The sequence below is a fragment of the Streptomyces sp. L7 genome (assembly GCF_050990935.1).
In the GTDB taxonomy this organism is placed as follows: domain Bacteria; phylum Actinomycetota; class Actinomycetes; order Actinomycetales; family Microbacteriaceae; genus Leifsonia.
Genome location: NZ_CP194644.1, coordinates 780351 through 797915, shown reverse-complemented (window position 1 = coordinate 797915; position 17565 = coordinate 780351). Strand labels below are relative to the sequence as shown.

The following is a 17565-nucleotide window of genomic DNA, read 5'->3' as shown; positions in this document are numbered from 1 at the left end:
CTCCCGTGTTCGCCGACCCGCCAGGGGTGGTCGCTCCATCCGGGGTCGTCGGGTCACTCGTCGCCAAGGGTTCCTTCCTCGAGCCCGCCGGAGGGCGAGCCCAGAACGTGGGCGTGGACGTGGAACACGGTCTGTCCCGCGCCGGCGCCGGTGTTGAAGATCAGACGGAAGTCGCCGTCCGCGTGCTCGTCGGCGAGCCTCTTAGAGGTCGCCACCAGTTCCGCGAGCAGCGCAGGGTCGCCCGCGGCCAGCTCGACGACGTCGCGGTACCGCTCGGTCTTCGGGACCACCAGCAGGTGGACCGGCGCCTTGGGCGCGATGTCGCGGAACGCGATGATGCGTTCGCTGTCGTACACGACGTCAGCCGGGATCTCCCCGCGATGATGCGCGAGAAGATCGAGCGCTCCCCTGTCTCCATGTGATCCATCCTATTCGTCAGCGCCCCGCGATGAGGTCGGTGCTCGGCAGCTTCCCTGCCACACCTCCGCCCTCGGTGACATGTCTGGTTCCTGTTCTCCATGTGTTATGTCTATGTGAGCTATAAGGGGGCGTAATGAGCACGAAGGTCTCGGTCGACACGGAACGTCTGCGGGCGGCGGCGTCGGCGCTGGCGGAGACGGGCGCGAAGGTGCGCGACGCGAGCTTCGACGCCGGCGATCTCGGATCGTCGCGGATGGACTGGGCTTTCACGGGGTTCGAGCGATATTGGTCCGCAGGGCGCTCGGCCCTCGCGCAGAGCGAAGACGCACTGGTGACCGTGCTGCGTTCGGCCGCCGACGGCGCCACGCGGCGGGACGCGGAGAGCGCGCAGACGTTCGGCGGAAGCCTCCGTGCGTTCTAGGTACCAGGACTGGTCGCCGTTGACGTTCGACTCCGACCCCACGCCGGGGAACGTGGACGCGGTGGCGGCGTGGATGTCCACCCTCCGTGCGCACGCGGAACACCACCGTTCGCGGGGCAACGCTGCGAACGAAGCGCTGGCGTCGGTCGCGGATCGCTACTGGTCGGGCCTGGCGGCGGAGGCGTTCCGGGAACGGTTGCGCGTGGTCCGGGACGCCGCGCAGACCGCGTCGACCCGGCACGGCGAGGGGGCGATGCGGCGCAGTCGTGGGCGGAGGCGCTCTCCGCCACCCAGTACGACGCCGATCGCGCGCTCCGGGAGGCAGAGGAGGCGCAGCACGACATCGCGGTCGCGGAGGCGGCGGTCGGCGCTCTGACGGGAGACCACGCCGCACTGCTGGAGGGAGTGGACGCGCTGACGTCGCGCGCGGCCGGTGCTGGCTTCTCGGCGGATGCGGAACTGTACGCCGCGCGTCAGCGTGCGGAGTCGGTGCGCGAGGACCTGCTCCGGGCCGGGCGACGCCTGGAGGACGCCCAGCAGCGCCTGGAGGACGCCCGCGCGCTGGGGCGGCGGGCAAAGCACGAGTACGAGTCGGCGGAGGCGGACTTCATCCGCCGTCTGGAGGCGACCGCGCGGGGTGCTCTTCCCGCCTCCACCCCCGCGCAGTTGACCACATTCACCTCCGGTGTTGACAAGCTCGGCCGGATCCAGGCGTCCGAGCCCACGGTCGCCATGCGGAACATGACCGTGCTGCGCCGCCTCACGCCGGACGAGTTGAAGGTCCTGCTCGGGGAGAACCCGGTCCTGTTGCAGCAGTTCTGGGAGCATCCGCCGGACCCGGAGGAGGTCGCGGGCTGGTGGAGCCGGCTCGCACCGGAGACGCGCAGCGCACTGCTGAAGACCGCGCCCGGGCTCTTCGGCAATCTGCCGGGGCTCCCCTACAAGGACCGGGATATCGCGAACCGGATCAGCTACGCGAAGGCGATGAAGAACCTGAACCTCACTGACGACCAGAAGGCCGTGTTGAAGAAGATGGAGCGGGCGCTCACCACACCTGCCAACGGGGTTCCGGTGCAGTTGGTGGCCTTGAACCTTTTCATGGCCCCGCCCCGGGTCGCGGTTGGCTACGGCAACCTCGACACCTGCGAGAATACGACGTGGTGCGCGAGCGGGATGATGTCGGGGGCGAAAGATTCGCTCGATGGATGGTCTGATGCCGCCAAGAATCTCTGGAACGCGCAAAAGGACCTCAACGTTCAGCATCCGGGCGTGGTCGCGTACCTGGAGTACGACAACCCCGATGCGGCAGGAGTGAACTTCAGCGAATCCGCGAAGAAGGGGGCGCCTAGGTTCGCGGCCGAACTCGACGGCAACGCCGCCACCCGCGCCACGTTCGGTCCGGGCCCTGCGCCGGTCACCGTCACCGCACACTCGTACGGCACGACCATGGCGTCCATCGCGCTCACGCTCACCCACTTCCGGATCGACGCGTTCGTGATGGTCGCCTCCGCCGGAATCGACACTTCGCTGGTGCCGTCGCTGTCGAACCTGCGCGTCGACCACATCTACACAACGGCCGCCGCACCGGACCGGCTCGCTCCGTTCGGCTCGTTTGTGTCCAGTCGCGCCGAACCGAACCCTTCTGTCGCTGACCACAGGGGTGACAGCATCGGCGGCGCGGAGTCGTTCTCGTCCGATGGCGATGGCTCAGACCTCGAACCCGTTGACGGACACAACGCCATCGGCGAGACGGGCAAGACCACCCACAGCGGTTTCCTCAATGCCCTGCCCTCCGAAGGGCACGGCTACTTCGACCCACGGACCCAGTCCCTCAGAAACATCGCTGCGACCACAACCGGTCAGCCCGACAAAGTCAGCGGCGGGTTGACCGGCACCGCGGCAGCGGCGGCCCAACACAACAAGAACGCCGCACACTATGCCTCGAACTTCTGGATCACCCCGTGAAGGCCGTTCCCCGCAGCACCATCGTGCTCTTTGCTCTCGCCACTACCCTCGCCCTTGGAGGATGCGTCATGACCGCCCCCACCCACTCCGGGTCGCAGAAGACCGGGCAACAACTCCGCGAAGAAATACTCACCGCCGCCAACGACGGGATCGCCGCCTCCGGCCTCCTCGACGGATGGGCACTTGTCGGTGGCGGAACCTGGGATCCGGAGACGGAAGAATTCATCGGCTCTGGCTGTACCACCACAGAATCCGGAGAACACAAACGTCAACGCTTCGAGGTCGGCCTCGACCACCCACATGTCGGTGACCCGATGGTGTTTGTGAACACGATGAGCGACCGCTGGAAAGACCAGGGCTACACCGTCAACCCGATCGGAACCCCCTTCATCGGAGCAGACGGGGACATCTACATCGACTATCGGGCTGACCGTCCCGACGGCAGCCTCGCCGCCGGCGTCGTCGCCAACCGCAGCAAATTCATCCTTCACTTCTATACCGAGTGCTCCACCGACCCCACCCTGAACGACTTCGCCGGCCCCACCGGTTACCGCACCCTCGACCCGCTCGAACAGGACGTGTACTCCCCGACCAACAGCCCTACGATCACGCCCTACCCCGACCGGTGAGCCGGTAATGCCCGACCCCCACGTGCCGGTCCCTGGCCCGGACGACGAAATGCAGGACACCGAACAGCAACACGCCGCGACCGTCCTGGAAGACCCTCCTGCTCAGCCCGCATCGCGGGTGTTGCCAATCGGGCTCTTTTGGGCGGCCGTTTCGTTCTGGGCATCTGGCACCCTGGTGTTCTGGACGTTCGTGTACTTCGGGACCGAGAGTTTGCGGCAACTCCTGAGTGACCCGACTTACAAAGACCCTTACGCCCCGCTTGAGGCGATCGCAGCACCGATCTTCAGCGCGTGGGCGTGGCTCCCGTTGCTCTTCATTGCCGTCTGCCTTGCCCTGAGCTCGCGCGCATGGGAAGGACCGTACCCGCGATTGGCCTTAGCGATCGTTCGACTGGTGTGGGTCCCGATCCTGATCGGATTTGTCGCGGTGTTTGGATTTCTCGCCTTCGTGCTCGTCGCGGGCTTTTTCTGATTGGACACTGTCCTTAACGAGCCAACAATCCCTACGGGTTGCGCTGATACAGTCGCCCTACCAGCGCCCCAGGGCCGCGTTCAGCACCGCCAGCGCCGCCGGCCCCGCGGTCGACGTCCGCAGCACCTTGTCCCCCAGCCGCACGACCTCGGCCCCCGCCGCCAGGAACGCGTCCAGCTCCTGCGGCGCGATCCCGCCCTCCGGGCCCACCACGAGCACCAGCGGCCGCCCGTCCGGCCGCACCCCGGTGAGCGGGGACGCGGCCCCCGGCTCCAGCACCAGCACCCGGTGGGTCGCCGCCAGCGCGGCCACCTGCTTCGTCGTGGCGAGCTCCCCGACCTCCGGCGTCCACGCCCGGATCGACTGCTTGCTCGCCTCGCGCACGATCGCCGCCCAGCGGTCGCGGCCCTTCGCGACCTTGGCGCCTTCCCAGCGCGACACCGACCGGGAGCCCGACCACGGGATCACGGCGTCCACACCGAGTTCGGTGGCGGCCTGCACAGCGAGCTCGTCGCGGTCGCCTTTCGCCAGAGCCTGGACGAGCGTGATGGCAGGTTCGGCGCGCGGGACGCGCTCCACGGCCTCCACGTCGATGGTCAGCTCCGTGCTCGTCGCGACCAGCACCTCGCCCGACGCGACCAGGCCGCGGCCGTTGCCGATGAGGACGCTCTCGCCCGGACGGGTGCGGTTGACCGTGGCGGCGTGCTTGGCCTCCGGGCCCGTCAGGGTGAGCCGGGCGCCCACCTCGACGTCGCTGAGGTCCTCACGAAGGTAGAGCGAGCTCATCGTCCGTCCCTCAGAGGTTGAGGAAGCGGTCGCGGAGCTTCGCGAACAGGCCCTGCTGGAAGCGCGCGAGCGACGGCTCCGGGTTGTGGTGGGTGGCGGCGAACTTCTTGATCAGCTCCTTCTCCTTGTGGTCGAGCTTCGTCGGCGTCACCACCTGGATGCCCACCCGCAGATCGCCGCGGCCGCTGCCGCGAAGATGCGTGATTCCGCGGTCCTTCACCGAGATGATGTCGGCGCTCTGGGTCCCCGGCTTCAGCTCCAGGCGGATGTCGCCGTCGAGCGCCTTCACGGTCGCCGTGGTGCCGAGGATCGCGTCGGCCATCGACAGCTCCAGGGTGCAGAGCAGATCGTCGCCGTCGCGGCTGAACACGTCGTGGTGCTTGACCTTGATCTCCAGGTACAGGTCGCCGTTCGGGCCGCCGGCGGGACCGGCCTCGCCGGAGCCCGGCATCTGCAGCCGGAGGCCGGTGTCGACGCCGGCGGGGATGTCCACCGGGACGGTGCGGCGCGCGCGGACGCGGCCCTGGCCCTGACAGGTCACGCACGGCGTTGCGATGACCGTGCCGTAGCCGCGGCAGCTTCCGCACGGGCTGGAGGTCATCACGTTGCCGAGCAGGGAGCGCACCGAACGCTGGATGCTGCCGGTGCCGTGGCAGATGTCGCAGGTCACCGGCGCGGTGCCGGGCTGGCAGCACGAGCCGTTGCAGGTCTCGCAGACGACCGCCGTGTCCACGTCCAGTTCGCGGTGCGTGCCGAAGACGACCTCCTCGAGCTCGACCTCCACCCGCAGCAGGGCGTCCTGGCCGCGCTCGCGCCGGGAGCGAGGACCGCGGGTCGCCCCGCCTCCCCCGCCGAAGAAGGTCTCGAAGATGTCGCCGAAGCCGGCGAAGTCGCCCGCGCCCCCGCCGCCGAAGCCGGTCGGGCCGCCCAGGTCGTACTGCTGCCGTTGCTGCGGGTCGCTCAGCACGTCGTAGGCGTGGGTCACGAGCTTGAAGCGCTCCTGCGCCTCGGAGCTCGGGTTGACGTCCGGGTGCAGCTCGCGCGCGAGCCGGCGGTACGCCTTCTTGATCTCGTCGGGGGTGGCGTTGCGGTCAACGCCGAGGACTTCGTAGTGGTCGGCCACGTAAGGCTGTTCCTTCTTTTCGTTGCGTCGGAGTTCGTCAGTCGCCGAGGAGGCGGGAGAGGTAGCGTGCCACGGCTCTCACCGCGGCCATGTTGCCCGAGTAGTCCATGCGGAGCGGCCCGAGCAGGCCCACGCGGGCCAGGTCGGAGCCCGAGCTGTAGCCGCTCGACATGACCGAGGTCTCGGTCAGCCCGATGACGGCGTTCTCACGGCCGATGCTGACCGCGACCCCGTGCTGGTCGAGCGCCATCTCGTCGAAGAGCCGCAGCAGGACGACCTGCTCCTCGATGGCCTCCAGCACCGGTGTGATGGAGCCGGGGAAGTCGGTCTCGGTCCGCGCGAGGTTGGCCGCGCCCGCCATGACCAGCTTGTCCTGCCGGTTGGCGGCGATCTGGTCGAGCAGGGCGCCGGCCACCGGTGCGACGAGCGCACGGGTGCGATCCGTCAGATGGCCGGGGAGGTCGCGCAGCCGCACGGCCGCGTCCGCCAGCGCGAGCCCGGCCGCAGCGCCGTTGATCGCGCCGCGGATCTCGGCGATCTCGGCGTCGTCCAGCTCCTCCTGCAGCTCGATCACGCGTTGCTCGACCGCGCCGGAGTCGGTGATGAGCACACTCAGCAACCGGCGGGAGCCGAGCGCGACCAGCTCGATGTGGCGGATGCGCGAGCGCGCCACCGACGGGTACTGCACGAGGGCGACCTGGTTGGTGAGCTGCGACAGCAGCCGGACCGTGCGGGAGAGCACGTCGTCCAGGTCGACCGACTGGCCGAGGAACGCCTCGATCGCGGTGCGCTGCGCGGCCGACAACGGCCGGGCCTCCGCGAGATGGTCCACGAAGAGCCGGTAGCCCTTGTCCGTCGGCACCCGGCCGGAGGAGGTGTGCGGTGCGGCGATCAGCTCCTCCTCCTCGAGGAGGGCCATGTCGTTGCGGATGGTCGCCGCGGAGACGCCGAACGCGTGCCGCTCCACGATGCTCTTGGAGCCGACCGGCTCCCGCGAGGCGACATAGTCCTGGACGATGACGCGGAGCACTTCCAGACTGCGTTCCGAGACCACGCGAACCGCCTCCTGTCGTCGCTTCGGCACCCGAGGATCGAGCACGGGACGGCACCGAATGCGCTGGCACTCGATGATCCTGAGTGCTAATCATAACGCGTCGGCGTCGGAGGGCGGTCACGGCGCCACACGGATCATTTACTGCGCGGCTCCGGCGCAGTACCCTGTGCGCACCGGCTCAGGAAAGCCCCCGCAGCCGCCCACGAAAGGGTTCTCCTCATGTCAGACCCGAACCAGCCCCCGGCCGAGGGCCAGGGCGAACAGCCCCCTCAACAGCCATACGGCCAGCAGCCCGGCCAGCAGCCCGGCCAGCCCGCCGGCGCGGTTCCTCCCCAGCAGCCCTACTCGGCCCCGGCCGGCCAGCCGGCCGGCGCCGTCCCGCCGCCCCAGCAGTATGCGGCCGCCGCCGCTCCCCTCGATCCGGCTCAGGACAAGCAGTGGGCGTCCTTCGCCCACCTCGGCGGGATCCTCTGGTTCCTCCCCTCTCTCATCATCTGGCTCGTGTTCAAGGACCGGGGCCAGCTGACGAACCAGGAGGCCAAGGAAGCGCTGAACTGGCAGATCACCTGGATCCTGGCCTGGGTCGTCTCCCAGATCCTCGGCGTGATCATCGGCACGTTCACGTTCGGGATCGGCTATCTGCTGTTCAGCCTCCTCATCCCGTGGGTGCTCTACATCGTCAACCTGGTGTTCTCGATCCTCGGGTTCGTGCGCGTGAACAGCGGAGGCACCTACCGGTATCCGCTGAACTTCCGTTTCATCAAGTAGCGCGTCGCCTCGACGCGCGCGGACGGTCGATCCGCGAGAAGGGCTTTCGGCTCCTTCTCAGGATCGCCGTCCGCCCCCTAGGCTGAGACGCGTCATTCCCATCACCGGAGGAGAACACGATCATGTCCGCAACGCCCCCGCCCCCGCCGCCGCCCCCGCAGCAGCCGTACGGCGGTCAGCAGCCGCAGCTCAGCCCGGCAGACGAGAAGCTGTGGGCGACGCTCATCCACGTGGGCGGCATCCTGTTCAGCTTCATCCCCGCCCTCGTCGGCTACCTCGTGCTCAAGGACCGCGGCCCGTTCATCCGCTCGCACACCGCGACCGCGCTGAACTTCCAGATCACGCTGGCGATCGCCACCGTCGTCGGATGGATCCTCAGCATCGTCGGCATCGGACTCATCATCATCCTGGCCGTCTGGGTGCTGAACATCGTCTTCAGCATCATCGCGGCGATCAAGGCGAACCAGGGCCAGTACTACTCGTACCCGATCGCGATCAGGTTCCTCAGCTAGAGCCTCGCCGCGCTACTCCTCGGCGAGCAGCCGTCGCACGACGGCGTCCGCCAGCAGCCGCCCCCGCAGGGTCAGCACCACAGTCCCGGCGAGGGCGGCTTTCGCGTCCACCAGACCATCGGCGATCAAGCCGGCGACGGCGCGGCGGCCGCCGGCGGTCAGTTCGTCCGTGCGCAGCCCCTCCCGGATGCGGGTGAGCAGCAGCACGCGCTCCACCCGCCGCGTCTCGCGGTCGAGCGTCTCCCGCCCGGCCGCCGGGGACTCCCCCGCCAGCACGCGCTGAGCATAGGCGGCGGGATGCTTCACGTTCCACCAGCGGACCCCGCCGACGTGGCTGTGCGCGCCGGGTCCGACGCCCCACCAGTCGTGCCCGAGCCAGTAGGCCAGGTTGTGCCGCGAGCGGTGCGCGTCGTCGGTCGCCCAGTTGCTGACCTCGTACCAGCCGTAGCCCGCCGCACCGAGCCGGGCGTCCGCCAGCTCGTACATGTCGGCCTCCAGGTCGTCGTCCGGCTCCTGCACCGTGCCGGAGTGGATCTGCCGTGCCAGCTTCGTGCCGGGTTCGACGATCAGCGCGTACGCCGACACATGGTCCGGCTCGCACGCCAGCGCGGCGTCGAGCGACCGCGACCAGTCGTCCACGGTCTCGCCGGGCGTGCCGTAGATGAGGTCGAGGCTGACCTGAAGGCCGGCCTCCCGCGCCCAGCGGACGACGAGCGGGACCCGCTCCGGGTCGTGGGTGCGCTCCAGGGTCGCCAGCACGCTCGGCACTGCGGACTGCATCCCGAACGAGACCCGGGTGAAACCGGCGTCGGCCAGCCGCCGGAGGTCGGCGGCGTCGACCGAGTCGGGGTTGGCCTCCGTGGTCACCTCCGCGCCGGGGGCGATCCCCCACGCGTCGCGGACCGCGCCGAGCATGGCTCCGAGGTCGTCGGGCGGCAGCAGGGTGGGCGTGCCGCCGCCGAAGAAGACCGTCGATACCTCCCGCGCAGCGACCCCGCTGCGCTCCAGCGCTTCCCGGGCGAAGCCGACCTCCCGGACGGCGTGGCCGGCGTAGTCGGATTGGGCGACGCCGCGCAGCTCGGTGGCCGTGTACGTGTTGAAGTCGCAGTACCCGCAGCGCACCCGGCAGAACGGCACGTGCAGATACACGCCAAAGTCGCGCTCCGCGGCGCCGTCTGCGGCGCTCGCGGGGAGGAGACCGTCGGCCGGCGCCGGACCCCCGAGCGGGAGGACGCCGGGCATCAGGCCGCCCGCGCGGGCAGCAGCGAACGCAGGTAACGCTTGGTGAACCGTGCCTGCGTGGCACGCAGCACCGGCGAGGCGAGCCGGTAGAACGCGTTGGACGGCCGGGAGAATGCACGCAGCACGAACCAGACGGTCCCGTCGTCGCGCATCTCGACCAGGAAGGCCTCCTCGCCGCTCTCCGGATGCCCCTTGAGGGTTCCGTAGGCGAACCCGCGCCGGTGCGGCTCGTCGACCACGTAGACGACCCGGCAGGGCGCGGACACCTTGAACGGCCCGAACGGCACCTTGAGCACGGCGGTCATCCCGTTCTGGATGAAGGGCGTGCCGTCGTCGGCGAAGACGTCCTCTGCCGTCTTGTGCTCGCGCATCCGCTTGGGCGTTCCGTCCTCGTCGAACTCGATGCCCTCGTACTGGACGCCGGTGCCCTCGTTCACCTCGGTGACCCGGATGCCGCTGTTGCGCTGCACGCCCCAGCTCATGAGCGCGGCCGCCGCGGACTCGAACCGCTCCTCGCCGCTGCCCAGCCGCACCTTCCGCTCCAGCGGCCGGTACCCCTTCGGCGGATAGTAGAGCAGGTCAGCGGCCTGCGTGCCGCCGATGAACCCGTACGTGACGGGCTGGTCGGTGAAGCTGGTGCGGCGCATGGCATCTATCCTGCGGCAATCCGGCGAAGTTCGCGAACCCGATACCGTCCGGACCCGACCGTCCTGCGCCGCCTCCGGTCAGGCGGGGAGGTGGGCGACCAGCCACGTCGCCGCGCTGATCGCGTCGCTCGTCGCGTCGCGGCCGGCGCCGTTCAGGGTGACAGTCGTGATGGTCAGCAGGGTTCCCCTCACGGACGCGCGGAGGAAACAGTTTCCGGAGGCGGGGAAGCACGTGAGGGTAGCGGCCTGGGCTCCGGGGACGGCCACGATCCGGTTCGTGCCGGACGGATACGCGGCGCTGGCTGCGGCCAGCTCCGGCACGGCCCAGCCGCCGCCGGGGAGGACGCTCACCGAGACGCGGGTCAACCCGTTGAGCCCGGGCACCGTCCAGTTGCAGTCGGCCCAGCCCAGGCGGTCGAGAGCGGCGTGCGTCATGTCGAACGCGAAGTCGGAGGCGTACGGCGCGGCAAGAGCGGGCGCGGCCATGGCGGTGCGCAGCCCGTCGCTGTCCCACAGGCTGCAGCTCGTCCAGCCGCGCGGCGTTCCCGCCGGGAGGGACTCGACCGGTCGCGACGGACCGGCGGCGGTGAGCGACGCCGTGATCGCGTCGGCCAGGTGGCCGAGGACGACCTGTGCGGCAGGGACACCGGTGCGAGCGCCGCCGAAGTTGAACTCCACCCAGTCGCCGGCGGGGACGAAGCCGCCACGGCAGCTCCACACCGAGGTCGGCGACGCGGCGTCACAGGTCACCCGGGAGTCCGGGCCGAGCTGGACCGAGCCGTAGGTGCCGACGGTGGCGGTGGAGTACGTCCGGAAGTCGTTGAGGCCGTTCGGGAGCACCGTGAGCTCCAGCGAGGCGGACTGGGTGCCGTTGAACCACACGCAGCGCAGTACGCCCGCCTGCCGTTCGGCGGCGACCATGGAGTCGTCCGCCGGGCCTCCGGTCTTGAACAGGTGACCCGCGTCGCCCAGCGCCTCGACGCGGACCGACTCGGGGACGAGCCCGGCGCAGTCCACCGGAAGCACCTGCGCGGGCTGCGTCGGCACGTCGAACGGAATGACCGCGGGCGCCGCGTCGGGCGGGAACGGCGACGGCTGCGCCGTCGTGGGCGCGGGGGTCGGAGTCGCTGTCGGGGTCGCCGCGGCTGTCGCCGTGGGAGTGGGCGCTTCGGTCGGCGATGAGGTGGCGGTGCTCTGCGTCGAGGCGGTCACTGCGCCGTGGTTCGCGTCTGCCTGCGCCGACGTGAGCTGATACCCGACGACGGATGCGGACGCGATCAGCGCCACGGCCGCGACGGTCGCGGTGATGGTGATCGGGCGGCGACGGCCCGTCCAGAGGCGTGACCACCGGCCGCCCTCGCTCGATGAGCTCGTGGTCGATCCGTCCGCTGCGCGCCCGCTGTCATCCGTCGGCTGTGTGCCGCTCATGGTCGTCCCCCTGGTCGATCCAACGGCCAGGCGTGAACGCTGCGTCCGGCGCTTGCATGAGCGCGCTCTCAGGCTAGTGGCCCACGCGTCTCTCGCCGCAGTGCGCCGCCATAACGATTCGGCATCGTGCAGCGGCGAGCGGAGCGTCGAGCGCTACTTCTTGTCCTTCTTCTCGGTGTCGCCCGACAGCGCCGCGATGAACGCCTCCTGCGGCACCTCGACGCGGCCCACCATCTTCATGCGCTTCTTGCCCTCTTTCTGCTTCTCGAGGAGCTTGCGCTTTCGGGTGATGTCGCCGCCGTAGCACTTCGCGAGCACGTCCTTGCGCATCGCGCGGATGTTCTCGCGAGCGATGATGCGGGCGCCGATCGCGGCCTGGATGGGGACCTCGAACTGCTGGCGCGGGATCAGCTCGCGCAGCCGGCCGGCCATCATCGTGCCATAGGCGTACGCCTTGTCGCGGTGGACGATCGCGCTGAACGCATCGACCGTCTCGCCCTGGAGGAGGATGTCGACCTTCACCAGGTCGGCCTCCTGCTCGCCGAACGGCTCGTAGTCGAGCGACGCGTAACCGGCGGTCTTGCTCTTGAGCTGGTCGAAGAAGTCGAAGACGATCTCGCCGAGGGGCATGGTGTAGCGGATCTCGACGCGGTCCTCGCCGAGGTACTCCATCCCGAGCAGCGTGCCACGGCGGCCCTGGCAGAGCTCCATGATGACGCCGACGTAGTCCTTCGGCGCGAGGATGGCCGCCTTGACGACCGGCTCCTCCACTCGGTCGATCTTGCCGCCGGGGAACTCGCTCGGGTTCGTGACGGTGACGACCTTCTTGTCCTCGGTCGTGACCTCGTAGATCACGCTCGGCGCCGTGGTGATCAGGTCGAGGCCGAACTCGCGCTCCAGTCGCTCGGTGACGATCTCCAGGTGCAGCAGTCCGAGGAACCCGCACCGGAAGCCGAAGCCGAGCGCGACCGAGGTCTCCGGCTCGTACACGAGCGCGGCGTCGGACAGCTTCAGCTTGTCCAGCGCCTCGCGGAGTTCGGGGTAGTCGCTGCCGTCGATCGGGTACAGGCCGGAGAACACCATCGGCTTGGGCTCGGTGTAGCCGGCGAGGGCGTTGGTCGCGGGCTTCGTCGCGGTGGTGACGGTATCGCCGACCTTGGACTGGCGGACGTCCTTCACGCCGGTGATCAGGTAGCCGACCTCGCCGACGCCGAGGCCCTTCGACGGGGTCGGCTCGGGGGCGGAGACGCCGATCTCCAGGATCTCGTGGGTCGCCCTGGTCGACATCATCTGGATGCGCTCGCGCGGGCTGAGCTTGCCGTCCACCATGCGCACATAGGTGACCACGCCGCGGTAGCTGTCGTAGACGGAGTCGAAGATCATGGCGCGCGCGGGAGCGTCGGCGACGCCGACCGGCGCGGGGATCTCCTGCACGACCCGGTCGAGCAGGGCCTCAACGCCCATGCCCGTCTTGCCGGAGACCCGCAACACGTCCTCCGGGCGGCCGCCGATCAAGCTGGCGAGCTCCTGCGCGTACTTCTCGGGGTCGGCCGCGGGGAGGTCGATCTTGTTCAGCACCGGGATGATCGTGAGATCGTTCTCCAGCGCCAGGTAGAGGTTGGCGAGCGTCTGGGCTTCGATGCCCTGCGCGGCGTCCACGAGCAGGATGGCGCCCTCGCAGGCGGCGAGCGACCGGGACACCTCGTAGGTGAAGTCCACGTGACCCGGGGTGTCGATCATGTTGAGCGCGAAGGTGTCGCCCTCGACGGCCCACGGCATCCGGACAGCCTGGCTCTTGATCGTGATGCCGCGCTCGCGCTCGATGTCCATGCGGTCGAGGTACTGCGCGCGCATGTCGCGGTCGGAGACCACTCCGGTGATCTGCAGCATCCGGTCGGCCAGCGTCGACTTGCCGTGGTCGATGTGCGCGATGATGCAGAAGTTGCGGATGGAGGCCGGGTCGGTCGCGGCGGGCTCGAGTGGCTTCAGGGCTCGTGGTGACATTGTGCGCTCATTCTCCCACGAACCGCACCCGCCACCCGAACCGCCGAGTACGCGCGAAATCAGGCGAAAACCGCCGAGTACGCGGACCATTCGCGTACTCGACGGGTGGCCGGCGGGTCGCGGTCGGGGTCAGGCGAAGCGCTCGGCGCGCTCGACGACGCGGCCGGCGCCGTCCTCCCAGCGGTAGACCTCTGCGCCGTCGATGACCACGAGCTCGGCACGGGAGTTCACGTCCAGCGGGTCGCCCGACCAGACGACGATGTCGCCGTCCAGCCCGGGCTTCAGCGCGCCGACCCGGTCGCCCAGGCCGAGGAACGACGCCGGGTTCACGGTCAGAGCCTCCAGCGCGGTCTCCCGCGGCAGCCCCTCCTTCACCGCGAGCGACGCCTGGTGCACCAGGAAGTTGATCGGCACGACGGGGTGGTCGGTGGTGATCGCGACGCGGACGCCCGCGGCGGCGATGTGCGCGAGGTTGGCGATGGCGCGGTCGCGCAGCTCGACCTTGGAGCGCGAGGTGAACATCGGGCCGAAGATGACCGGGATGTCGCGCTCGGCGAGGACGTCGGCGATCTTGTGCGCCTCGGTGCCGTGGTTGACGACGAGCTTGTAGCCGAACTCGTCGGCGAGCCGGATCGCGGTCGCGATGTCGTCGTGGCGGTGGGTGTGCTGGTCCCAGACCAGCTCGCCGGCGAGGACGCGCGCCAGCGTCTCCTTGGTCAGGTCGCGCGCGAACGCCTTGCCGTCGCGCTCGGCTTCCGCGCGCGAGGCGGCATAGTTCTGAGCGTCCACGAACGCCTCGCGGATGATCATGGCGACGCCCAGCCGCGTGCTCGGGGTCTGGTTCTTGCCGCCGTAGACGCGCTTCGGGTTCTCGCCGAGGGCGGACTTGACGCTGACGGCCTCCTTGATCACCTGCTCGTCGATGGTCCGGCCGCCCCAGCTCTTGATCGCGACGGTCTGGCCGCCGATCGGGTTGCCGGAGCCGGGCTTCACGACGATGGCGGTCACACCGCCCGCGAGCGCGTCGCGGAAGCCCTCGTCGTCGATGTTGACGGCGTCGATCGCGCGCACGGCGGCGGTGTTCGGCGTGGTCATCTCGTTGGTGTCGTCACCGGCGGGGCCGTTGGCCTCCTCGTGGATGCCGACATGCCCGTGCGCCTCGACGAAGCCGGGGAGCACCCACTTGCCGCTCGCGTCCACCACGCGGACGCCGTCGGGGACGGCGACCTCCGTCGTCGGGCCGACCGTGGTGATCCTGCCGTTCTCGACGATCACCGTGCCCTTCTCGATCGCGACTCCGGCGATCGGGACGACGTGGGCGTTGACGATGGCGATGCTGGCACGAGTCATGGAATCGAGCCTACGCTTCACGGGAATGGGCGCGGGCCCGCTGCGTTGTCCCCTGGCATGACCATTCTTCTGACCGGCTCGACCGGCTACATCGGATCCTCCGTCCTCCCCCGCCTCCTCGAAGAAGGCCACAGCGTCACCGCCCTCGTCCGCGACGAGGCCAAGGCCGACGCGGTGCGGGCCGCCGGCGCCACCGCCGTGGTGGGCGACGCGAGCGACGTGGAGCTCGTGACCCGGCTGGCGCGCGCGAGCGACGGGGTCATCCACCTGGCCTCCGGCTCCGAGGTGGACCCGGTGTTCGTCCCGGCCGCGCTGGAGGGACTCGCCGGCTCGGGCAAGCCGTTCGTGCACACCGGGGGCGTCTGGACCTACGGCTCGAACGCCGACATCGCCGAGGACTCCCCCGCGGCGCCGCCGGCGCTGACCGCGTGGCGCGGGGCGACCGAGGCGCTGGTGGTCGGCGCGGCCGGCGTACGCGGGACGGTCGTCGTCCCCTCGATCGTCTACGGCCACGGCAAGGGTCTGGCCCGCGTGATCGTCGACGCGCCGCGCGACGCGGGCGACGGCGCGCCGTTGCGGCTGATCGGCGACGGATCGCAGCACTGGGCGACGGTGCACGTGGACGACCTCGCCGCCCTGTACGTGCTCGCGCTCGAGAACGGGGCGGCGGGCTCCGCGTACATCGGCGCGAGCGGAGCCAACCCGACCGTGCGGGAGCTCGGGGAGCTCGCCGCGACCGCTGCAGGGGCGTCCGGGACGGTGGCGGAGACGGTCGCCGAGACCGAGGAGCGGCTGGGCGCGGGGCTCGCCGAGGCGCTGCTGCTCGACCAGCAGGCTCGCGGCACGAAGGCGCGGATCGACCTCGGCTGGGAGCCGAACGGTCCGGCGCTCGCCGACGAGATCGCGACCGGGAGCTACGCGCCGGAGTTCGCACGCGCCTGACGGGTACAGCTCGGCTTGCACGCGTTTTGGCGGAACCGTCGGCCGCTGGTAAAGTTGTTTGTTGGCTTGCGTGTGGGTGTCCCGCACGAACGCCGCAAGGCGCCCTCTCTCGCTGAGCGGCACATCCGATACTCACTTCGAACGAAAGTAACCATTCGTGGCAAACATCAAGTCGCAGATCAAGCGCAACAAGACCAACAAGAAGGCGCAGGAGCGCAACAAGGCGGTCAAGAGCCAGCTCAAGACGGCGATCCGCGCCACGCGCGAGGCCGTCGTCGCCGGCGACAAGGAGAAGGCGACCGCGGCGCTGCGCGTTGCTGCGAAGCGGATCGACAAGGCCGCCAGCAAGGGCGTCATCCACAAGAACCAGGCGGCGAACCGCAAGTCGGCCATCGCCAAGCAGGTCGCCGCGCTCTGACACGGTGACCGCTCGCGGGACCTGTCCCGCGCCGCGACGAGCCCCCGCCCCGTGAACACGGGAGCGGGGGCTCGCTGCGTGTGCGGGAGCTCCCGAATGCGCGACGGCGACCAGCGGCGATCAGGCGCGGCCGCGGGCGCTGACGATGCGGATCATCCGCTCCAGCGCGAACACCGGATCGCGACCGCCGCCCTTCACGTTGGCGTCGGTCTCGGCGAGCACCTCGATGCAACGGCCGAGGCCGTCCTCGGTCCAGCCGGACAGGTCGCGCCGGGCACGATCGACCTGCCACGGGGCGAGCCCGAACTGCTGCGCGAGCTGGCCCGACCCGCCTCGCGCACCGGAGATCTTCGCCATCGTGCGGATCTTGCTCGCGAACGCCGCCACCATCGGCACCGGGTCGGCCCCGGACGCCAGCGCATGCCGCATCGTCACCAGTGCCTCGCCGTAGCGGCCCGCGATCGCCTGGTCCGCGACCTGGAACGCGTTGGTCTCGACCCGTCCGCCGTAGTACTTGTCGACAGTGGCCTCGGTGATCTGCTCGGCCGCGTCGGCGATGAGCTGCTGACACGCGGCGGCGAGCTCCGCCAGGTCGTCCGTGAAGGCGGAGGTCAGCGCCCGAAGGGCGCCCGGCGCGATCTTGCGGCCGGCGGCGGCGAACTCGGCCTGTGCGAAGTCGTACTTCTCGGTGTCCTTCTTGAGCTCTGCGCAGACCACCTCGACGCCCCCGCCGGTGCCCGCGCGGATCGCGTCGAGCAGCTTCTTCCCGCGCACCCCGCCCGCGTGCCGCAGCACGACGATCGCGCCGTCGGCCGGAGCCGAGAGGTAGTCGAGCATCTCGGAGAGGAACCCGTCGCCGGTCTTCTCCACCGCGTCCACCCGGATGAGCCGCGGCTCGCCGAACAGGGAGGGGCTCGCGAGCGTGAGCAGCTCCCCCGGGGCGTAGTCGGCCGCCGAGAGGTCGCTGACCTCCAGGCTCGGGTCTTCCTGCTTGAGGCGGTCGCGCAGCAACCTCGTGGACCGGTCGGCGAGGAAGCCCTCCGTGCCGGAGACGAGGACCACCGGGGCCGGCCGGATCTGGTTCCAGGCGAGCTGCGGGATCGCGCTCTTGGCGGCTGCACCGGCCGCCCGGCCTCGCGAGCCGCCCGAGCCGCCCCTGCTGTTGCTTCGTGTCGCCACGTTCCTCCTCGTCCGTATAAAGGATAGAGGGGACCACCGGCAGAGCCCTCCGTGGCCGAGCCGTCCGCCCGCTCGCCCCAGAGCCGGGGGCCGTCTGCGCCGACGGACACCAGCAGGAGCCCCGACCGGTCGGTGCGAGCGGAGGCGGTGCCGGAGTGCGCGAGCAGCTCGAACGCCCGGCGCGTGGGGTGCCCGTATCCGTTGT

At 70.0% G+C, this 17565-nt stretch carries 19 protein-coding genes; 8 read left to right on the top strand and 11 right to left on the bottom strand.

Features of this window, described 5'->3' with window-relative positions; translation table 11 throughout:
* Nucleotides 1-53: 53 nt before the first annotated feature.
* Nucleotides 54-356: an HIT domain-containing protein gene (locus tag ACR5MH_RS03910; protein ID WP_433862313.1), complete on the bottom strand. Its 303-nt coding sequence runs from the start codon at nt 354-356 to the stop codon at nt 54-56.
* Between the two features lie 197 nt (nt 357-553).
* Here ACR5MH_RS03910 and ACR5MH_RS03905 point away from each other — a divergent pair, with 197 nt between their 5' ends.
* Complete coding sequence (locus ACR5MH_RS03905) at nt 554-841, top strand: hypothetical protein (RefSeq protein WP_431346520.1); 288 nt, start codon at nt 554-556, stop codon at nt 839-841.
* Nucleotides 842-997: 156 nt separating this feature from the next.
* On the opposite strand, the gene ACR5MH_RS03900 is transcribed toward ACR5MH_RS03905, so the two are convergent.
* On the bottom strand, nt 998-1228 hold the full coding sequence (locus ACR5MH_RS03900; RefSeq protein ID WP_431346521.1) for a hypothetical protein: 231 nt from the start codon (nt 1226-1228) through the stop codon (nt 998-1000).
* A gap of 18 nt (nt 1229-1246) precedes the next feature.
* Here ACR5MH_RS03900 and ACR5MH_RS03895 point away from each other — a divergent pair, with 18 nt between their 5' ends.
* From ACR5MH_RS03895 to ACR5MH_RS03885, 3 genes are all read left to right on the top strand, one after another.
* Nucleotides 1247-2806, top strand: coding sequence for an alpha/beta hydrolase (locus tag ACR5MH_RS03895; protein WP_431346522.1), 1560 nt, complete (start codon nt 1247-1249; stop codon nt 2804-2806).
* Between the two features lie 68 nt (nt 2807-2874).
* On the top strand, nt 2875-3435 hold the full coding sequence (locus tag ACR5MH_RS03890) for a hypothetical protein (protein ID WP_431346523.1): 561 nt from the start codon (nt 2875-2877) through the stop codon (nt 3433-3435).
* 49 nt (nt 3436-3484) lie between these two features.
* Nucleotides 3485-3907 (top strand): hypothetical protein, encoded by a 423-nt coding sequence (locus tag ACR5MH_RS03885; protein WP_431346524.1) that lies wholly within the window; start codon nt 3485-3487, stop codon nt 3905-3907.
* A gap of 57 nt (nt 3908-3964) precedes the next feature.
* On the opposite strand, the gene ACR5MH_RS03880 is transcribed toward ACR5MH_RS03885, so the two are convergent.
* The 3 genes from ACR5MH_RS03880 to hrcA are packed head-to-tail and all read right to left on the bottom strand — an operon-like array spanning nt 3965 to nt 6870.
* Nucleotides 3965-4693: a 16S rRNA (uracil(1498)-N(3))-methyltransferase gene (locus ACR5MH_RS03880; protein WP_431346525.1), complete on the bottom strand. Its 729-nt coding sequence runs from the start codon at nt 4691-4693 to the stop codon at nt 3965-3967.
* A 10-nt stretch (nt 4694-4703) separates the two neighbouring features.
* A complete protein-coding gene (gene dnaJ, locus ACR5MH_RS03875) occupies nt 4704-5816 on the bottom strand; it encodes a molecular chaperone DnaJ (RefSeq protein ID WP_431346526.1) in 1113 nt (370 codons plus the stop codon).
* A 37-nt stretch (nt 5817-5853) separates the two neighbouring features.
* Complete coding sequence (hrcA, locus tag ACR5MH_RS03870; RefSeq protein WP_431346527.1) at nt 5854-6870, bottom strand: heat-inducible transcriptional repressor HrcA; 1017 nt, start codon at nt 6868-6870, stop codon at nt 5854-5856.
* A 219-nt stretch (nt 6871-7089) separates the two neighbouring features.
* On the opposite strand from hrcA, the gene ACR5MH_RS03865 reads away from it, so the two are divergent.
* Together ACR5MH_RS03865 and ACR5MH_RS03860 are read left to right on the top strand one after the other, a co-directional pair.
* The gene (locus tag ACR5MH_RS03865) at nt 7090-7638 is read left to right on the top strand and encodes a DUF4870 domain-containing protein (protein ID WP_431346528.1); all 549 of its coding nucleotides are present in this window, start codon (nt 7090-7092) and stop codon (nt 7636-7638) included.
* Nucleotides 7639-7760: 122 nt separating this feature from the next.
* The gene (locus ACR5MH_RS03860) at nt 7761-8150 is read left to right on the top strand and encodes a DUF4870 domain-containing protein (protein WP_431346529.1); all 390 of its coding nucleotides are present in this window, start codon (nt 7761-7763) and stop codon (nt 8148-8150) included.
* A 12-nt stretch (nt 8151-8162) separates the two neighbouring features.
* Here the strand turns inward: ACR5MH_RS03860 and hemW are convergent, their stop codons facing one another.
* The 5 genes from hemW to ACR5MH_RS03835 all read right to left on the bottom strand — a co-directional run bounded on the left by hemW (nt 8163) and on the right by ACR5MH_RS03835 (nt 14821).
* Complete coding sequence (gene hemW / locus ACR5MH_RS03855) at nt 8163-9392, bottom strand: radical SAM family heme chaperone HemW (protein ID WP_433862312.1); 1230 nt, start codon at nt 9390-9392, stop codon at nt 8163-8165.
* The gene (locus tag ACR5MH_RS03850; RefSeq protein WP_431346530.1) at nt 9392-10039 is read right to left on the bottom strand and encodes a DUF1990 family protein; all 648 of its coding nucleotides are present in this window, start codon (nt 10037-10039) and stop codon (nt 9392-9394) included. Before ACR5MH_RS03850 ends, hemW begins: the two co-directional genes overlap by 1 nt.
* 78 nt (nt 10040-10117) lie before the next feature.
* Nucleotides 10118-11467: a hypothetical protein gene (locus ACR5MH_RS03845; protein WP_431346531.1), complete on the bottom strand. Its 1350-nt coding sequence runs from the start codon at nt 11465-11467 to the stop codon at nt 10118-10120.
* A gap of 153 nt (nt 11468-11620) precedes the next feature.
* Nucleotides 11621-13471 (bottom strand): translation elongation factor 4, encoded by a 1851-nt coding sequence (gene lepA, locus ACR5MH_RS03840; protein WP_431346532.1) that lies wholly within the window; start codon nt 13469-13471, stop codon nt 11621-11623.
* A 129-nt stretch (nt 13472-13600) separates the two neighbouring features.
* Nucleotides 13601-14821 (bottom strand): amidohydrolase, encoded by a 1221-nt coding sequence (locus ACR5MH_RS03835; protein ID WP_431346533.1) that lies wholly within the window; start codon nt 14819-14821, stop codon nt 13601-13603.
* 57 nt (nt 14822-14878) lie between these two features.
* On the opposite strand from ACR5MH_RS03835, the gene ACR5MH_RS03830 reads away from it, so the two are divergent.
* Entirely contained in the window at nt 14879-15763 is an 885-nt protein-coding gene (locus tag ACR5MH_RS03830; RefSeq protein WP_431346534.1) for an NAD-dependent epimerase/dehydratase family protein, read from the top strand.
* 157 nt (nt 15764-15920) lie between these two features.
* The gene (gene rpsT / locus ACR5MH_RS03825; RefSeq protein ID WP_345835022.1) at nt 15921-16181 is read left to right on the top strand and encodes a 30S ribosomal protein S20; all 261 of its coding nucleotides are present in this window, start codon (nt 15921-15923) and stop codon (nt 16179-16181) included.
* 120 nt (nt 16182-16301) lie between these two features.
* Here rpsT and holA read toward each other — a convergent pair whose 3' ends face one another.
* Nucleotides 16302-17360, bottom strand: a complete 1059-nt coding sequence (holA, locus tag ACR5MH_RS03820; RefSeq protein ID WP_433862311.1) for a DNA polymerase III subunit delta — start codon at nt 17358-17360, stop codon at nt 16302-16304.
* Nucleotides 17361-17565 lie beyond the last annotated feature (205 nt).

Coding starts and splice junctions, on each gene's coding strand:
- ACR5MH_RS03865 (WP_431346528.1), top strand. CDS start 7,090: ATGTCAGACCCGAACCAGCCCCCGGCCGAGGGCCAGGGCGAACAGCCC.
- ACR5MH_RS03835 (WP_431346533.1), bottom strand. CDS start 14,821: ATGACTCGTGCCAGCATCGCCATCGTCAACGCCCACGTCGTCCCGATC.
- ACR5MH_RS03885 (WP_431346524.1), top strand. CDS start 3,485: ATGCAGGACACCGAACAGCAACACGCCGCGACCGTCCTGGAAGACCCT.
- ACR5MH_RS03845 (WP_431346531.1), bottom strand. CDS start 11,467: ATGAGCGGCACACAGCCGACGGATGACAGCGGGCGCGCAGCGGACGGA.
- ACR5MH_RS03905 (WP_431346520.1), top strand. CDS start 554: ATGAGCACGAAGGTCTCGGTCGACACGGAACGTCTGCGGGCGGCGGCG.
- ACR5MH_RS03890 (WP_431346523.1), top strand. CDS start 2,875: ATGACCGCCCCCACCCACTCCGGGTCGCAGAAGACCGGGCAACAACTC.
- lepA (WP_431346532.1), bottom strand. CDS start 13,471: ATGTCACCACGAGCCCTGAAGCCACTCGAGCCCGCCGCGACCGACCCG.
- hemW (WP_433862312.1), bottom strand. CDS start 9,392: ATGCCCGGCGTCCTCCCGCTCGGGGGTCCGGCGCCGGCCGACGGTCTC.
- ACR5MH_RS03850 (WP_431346530.1), bottom strand. CDS start 10,039: ATGCGCCGCACCAGCTTCACCGACCAGCCCGTCACGTACGGGTTCATC.
- ACR5MH_RS03830 (WP_431346534.1), top strand. CDS start 14,879: ATGACCATTCTTCTGACCGGCTCGACCGGCTACATCGGATCCTCCGTC.
- ACR5MH_RS03860 (WP_431346529.1), top strand. CDS start 7,761: ATGTCCGCAACGCCCCCGCCCCCGCCGCCGCCCCCGCAGCAGCCGTAC.
- ACR5MH_RS03880 (WP_431346525.1), bottom strand. CDS start 4,693: ATGAGCTCGCTCTACCTTCGTGAGGACCTCAGCGACGTCGAGGTGGGC.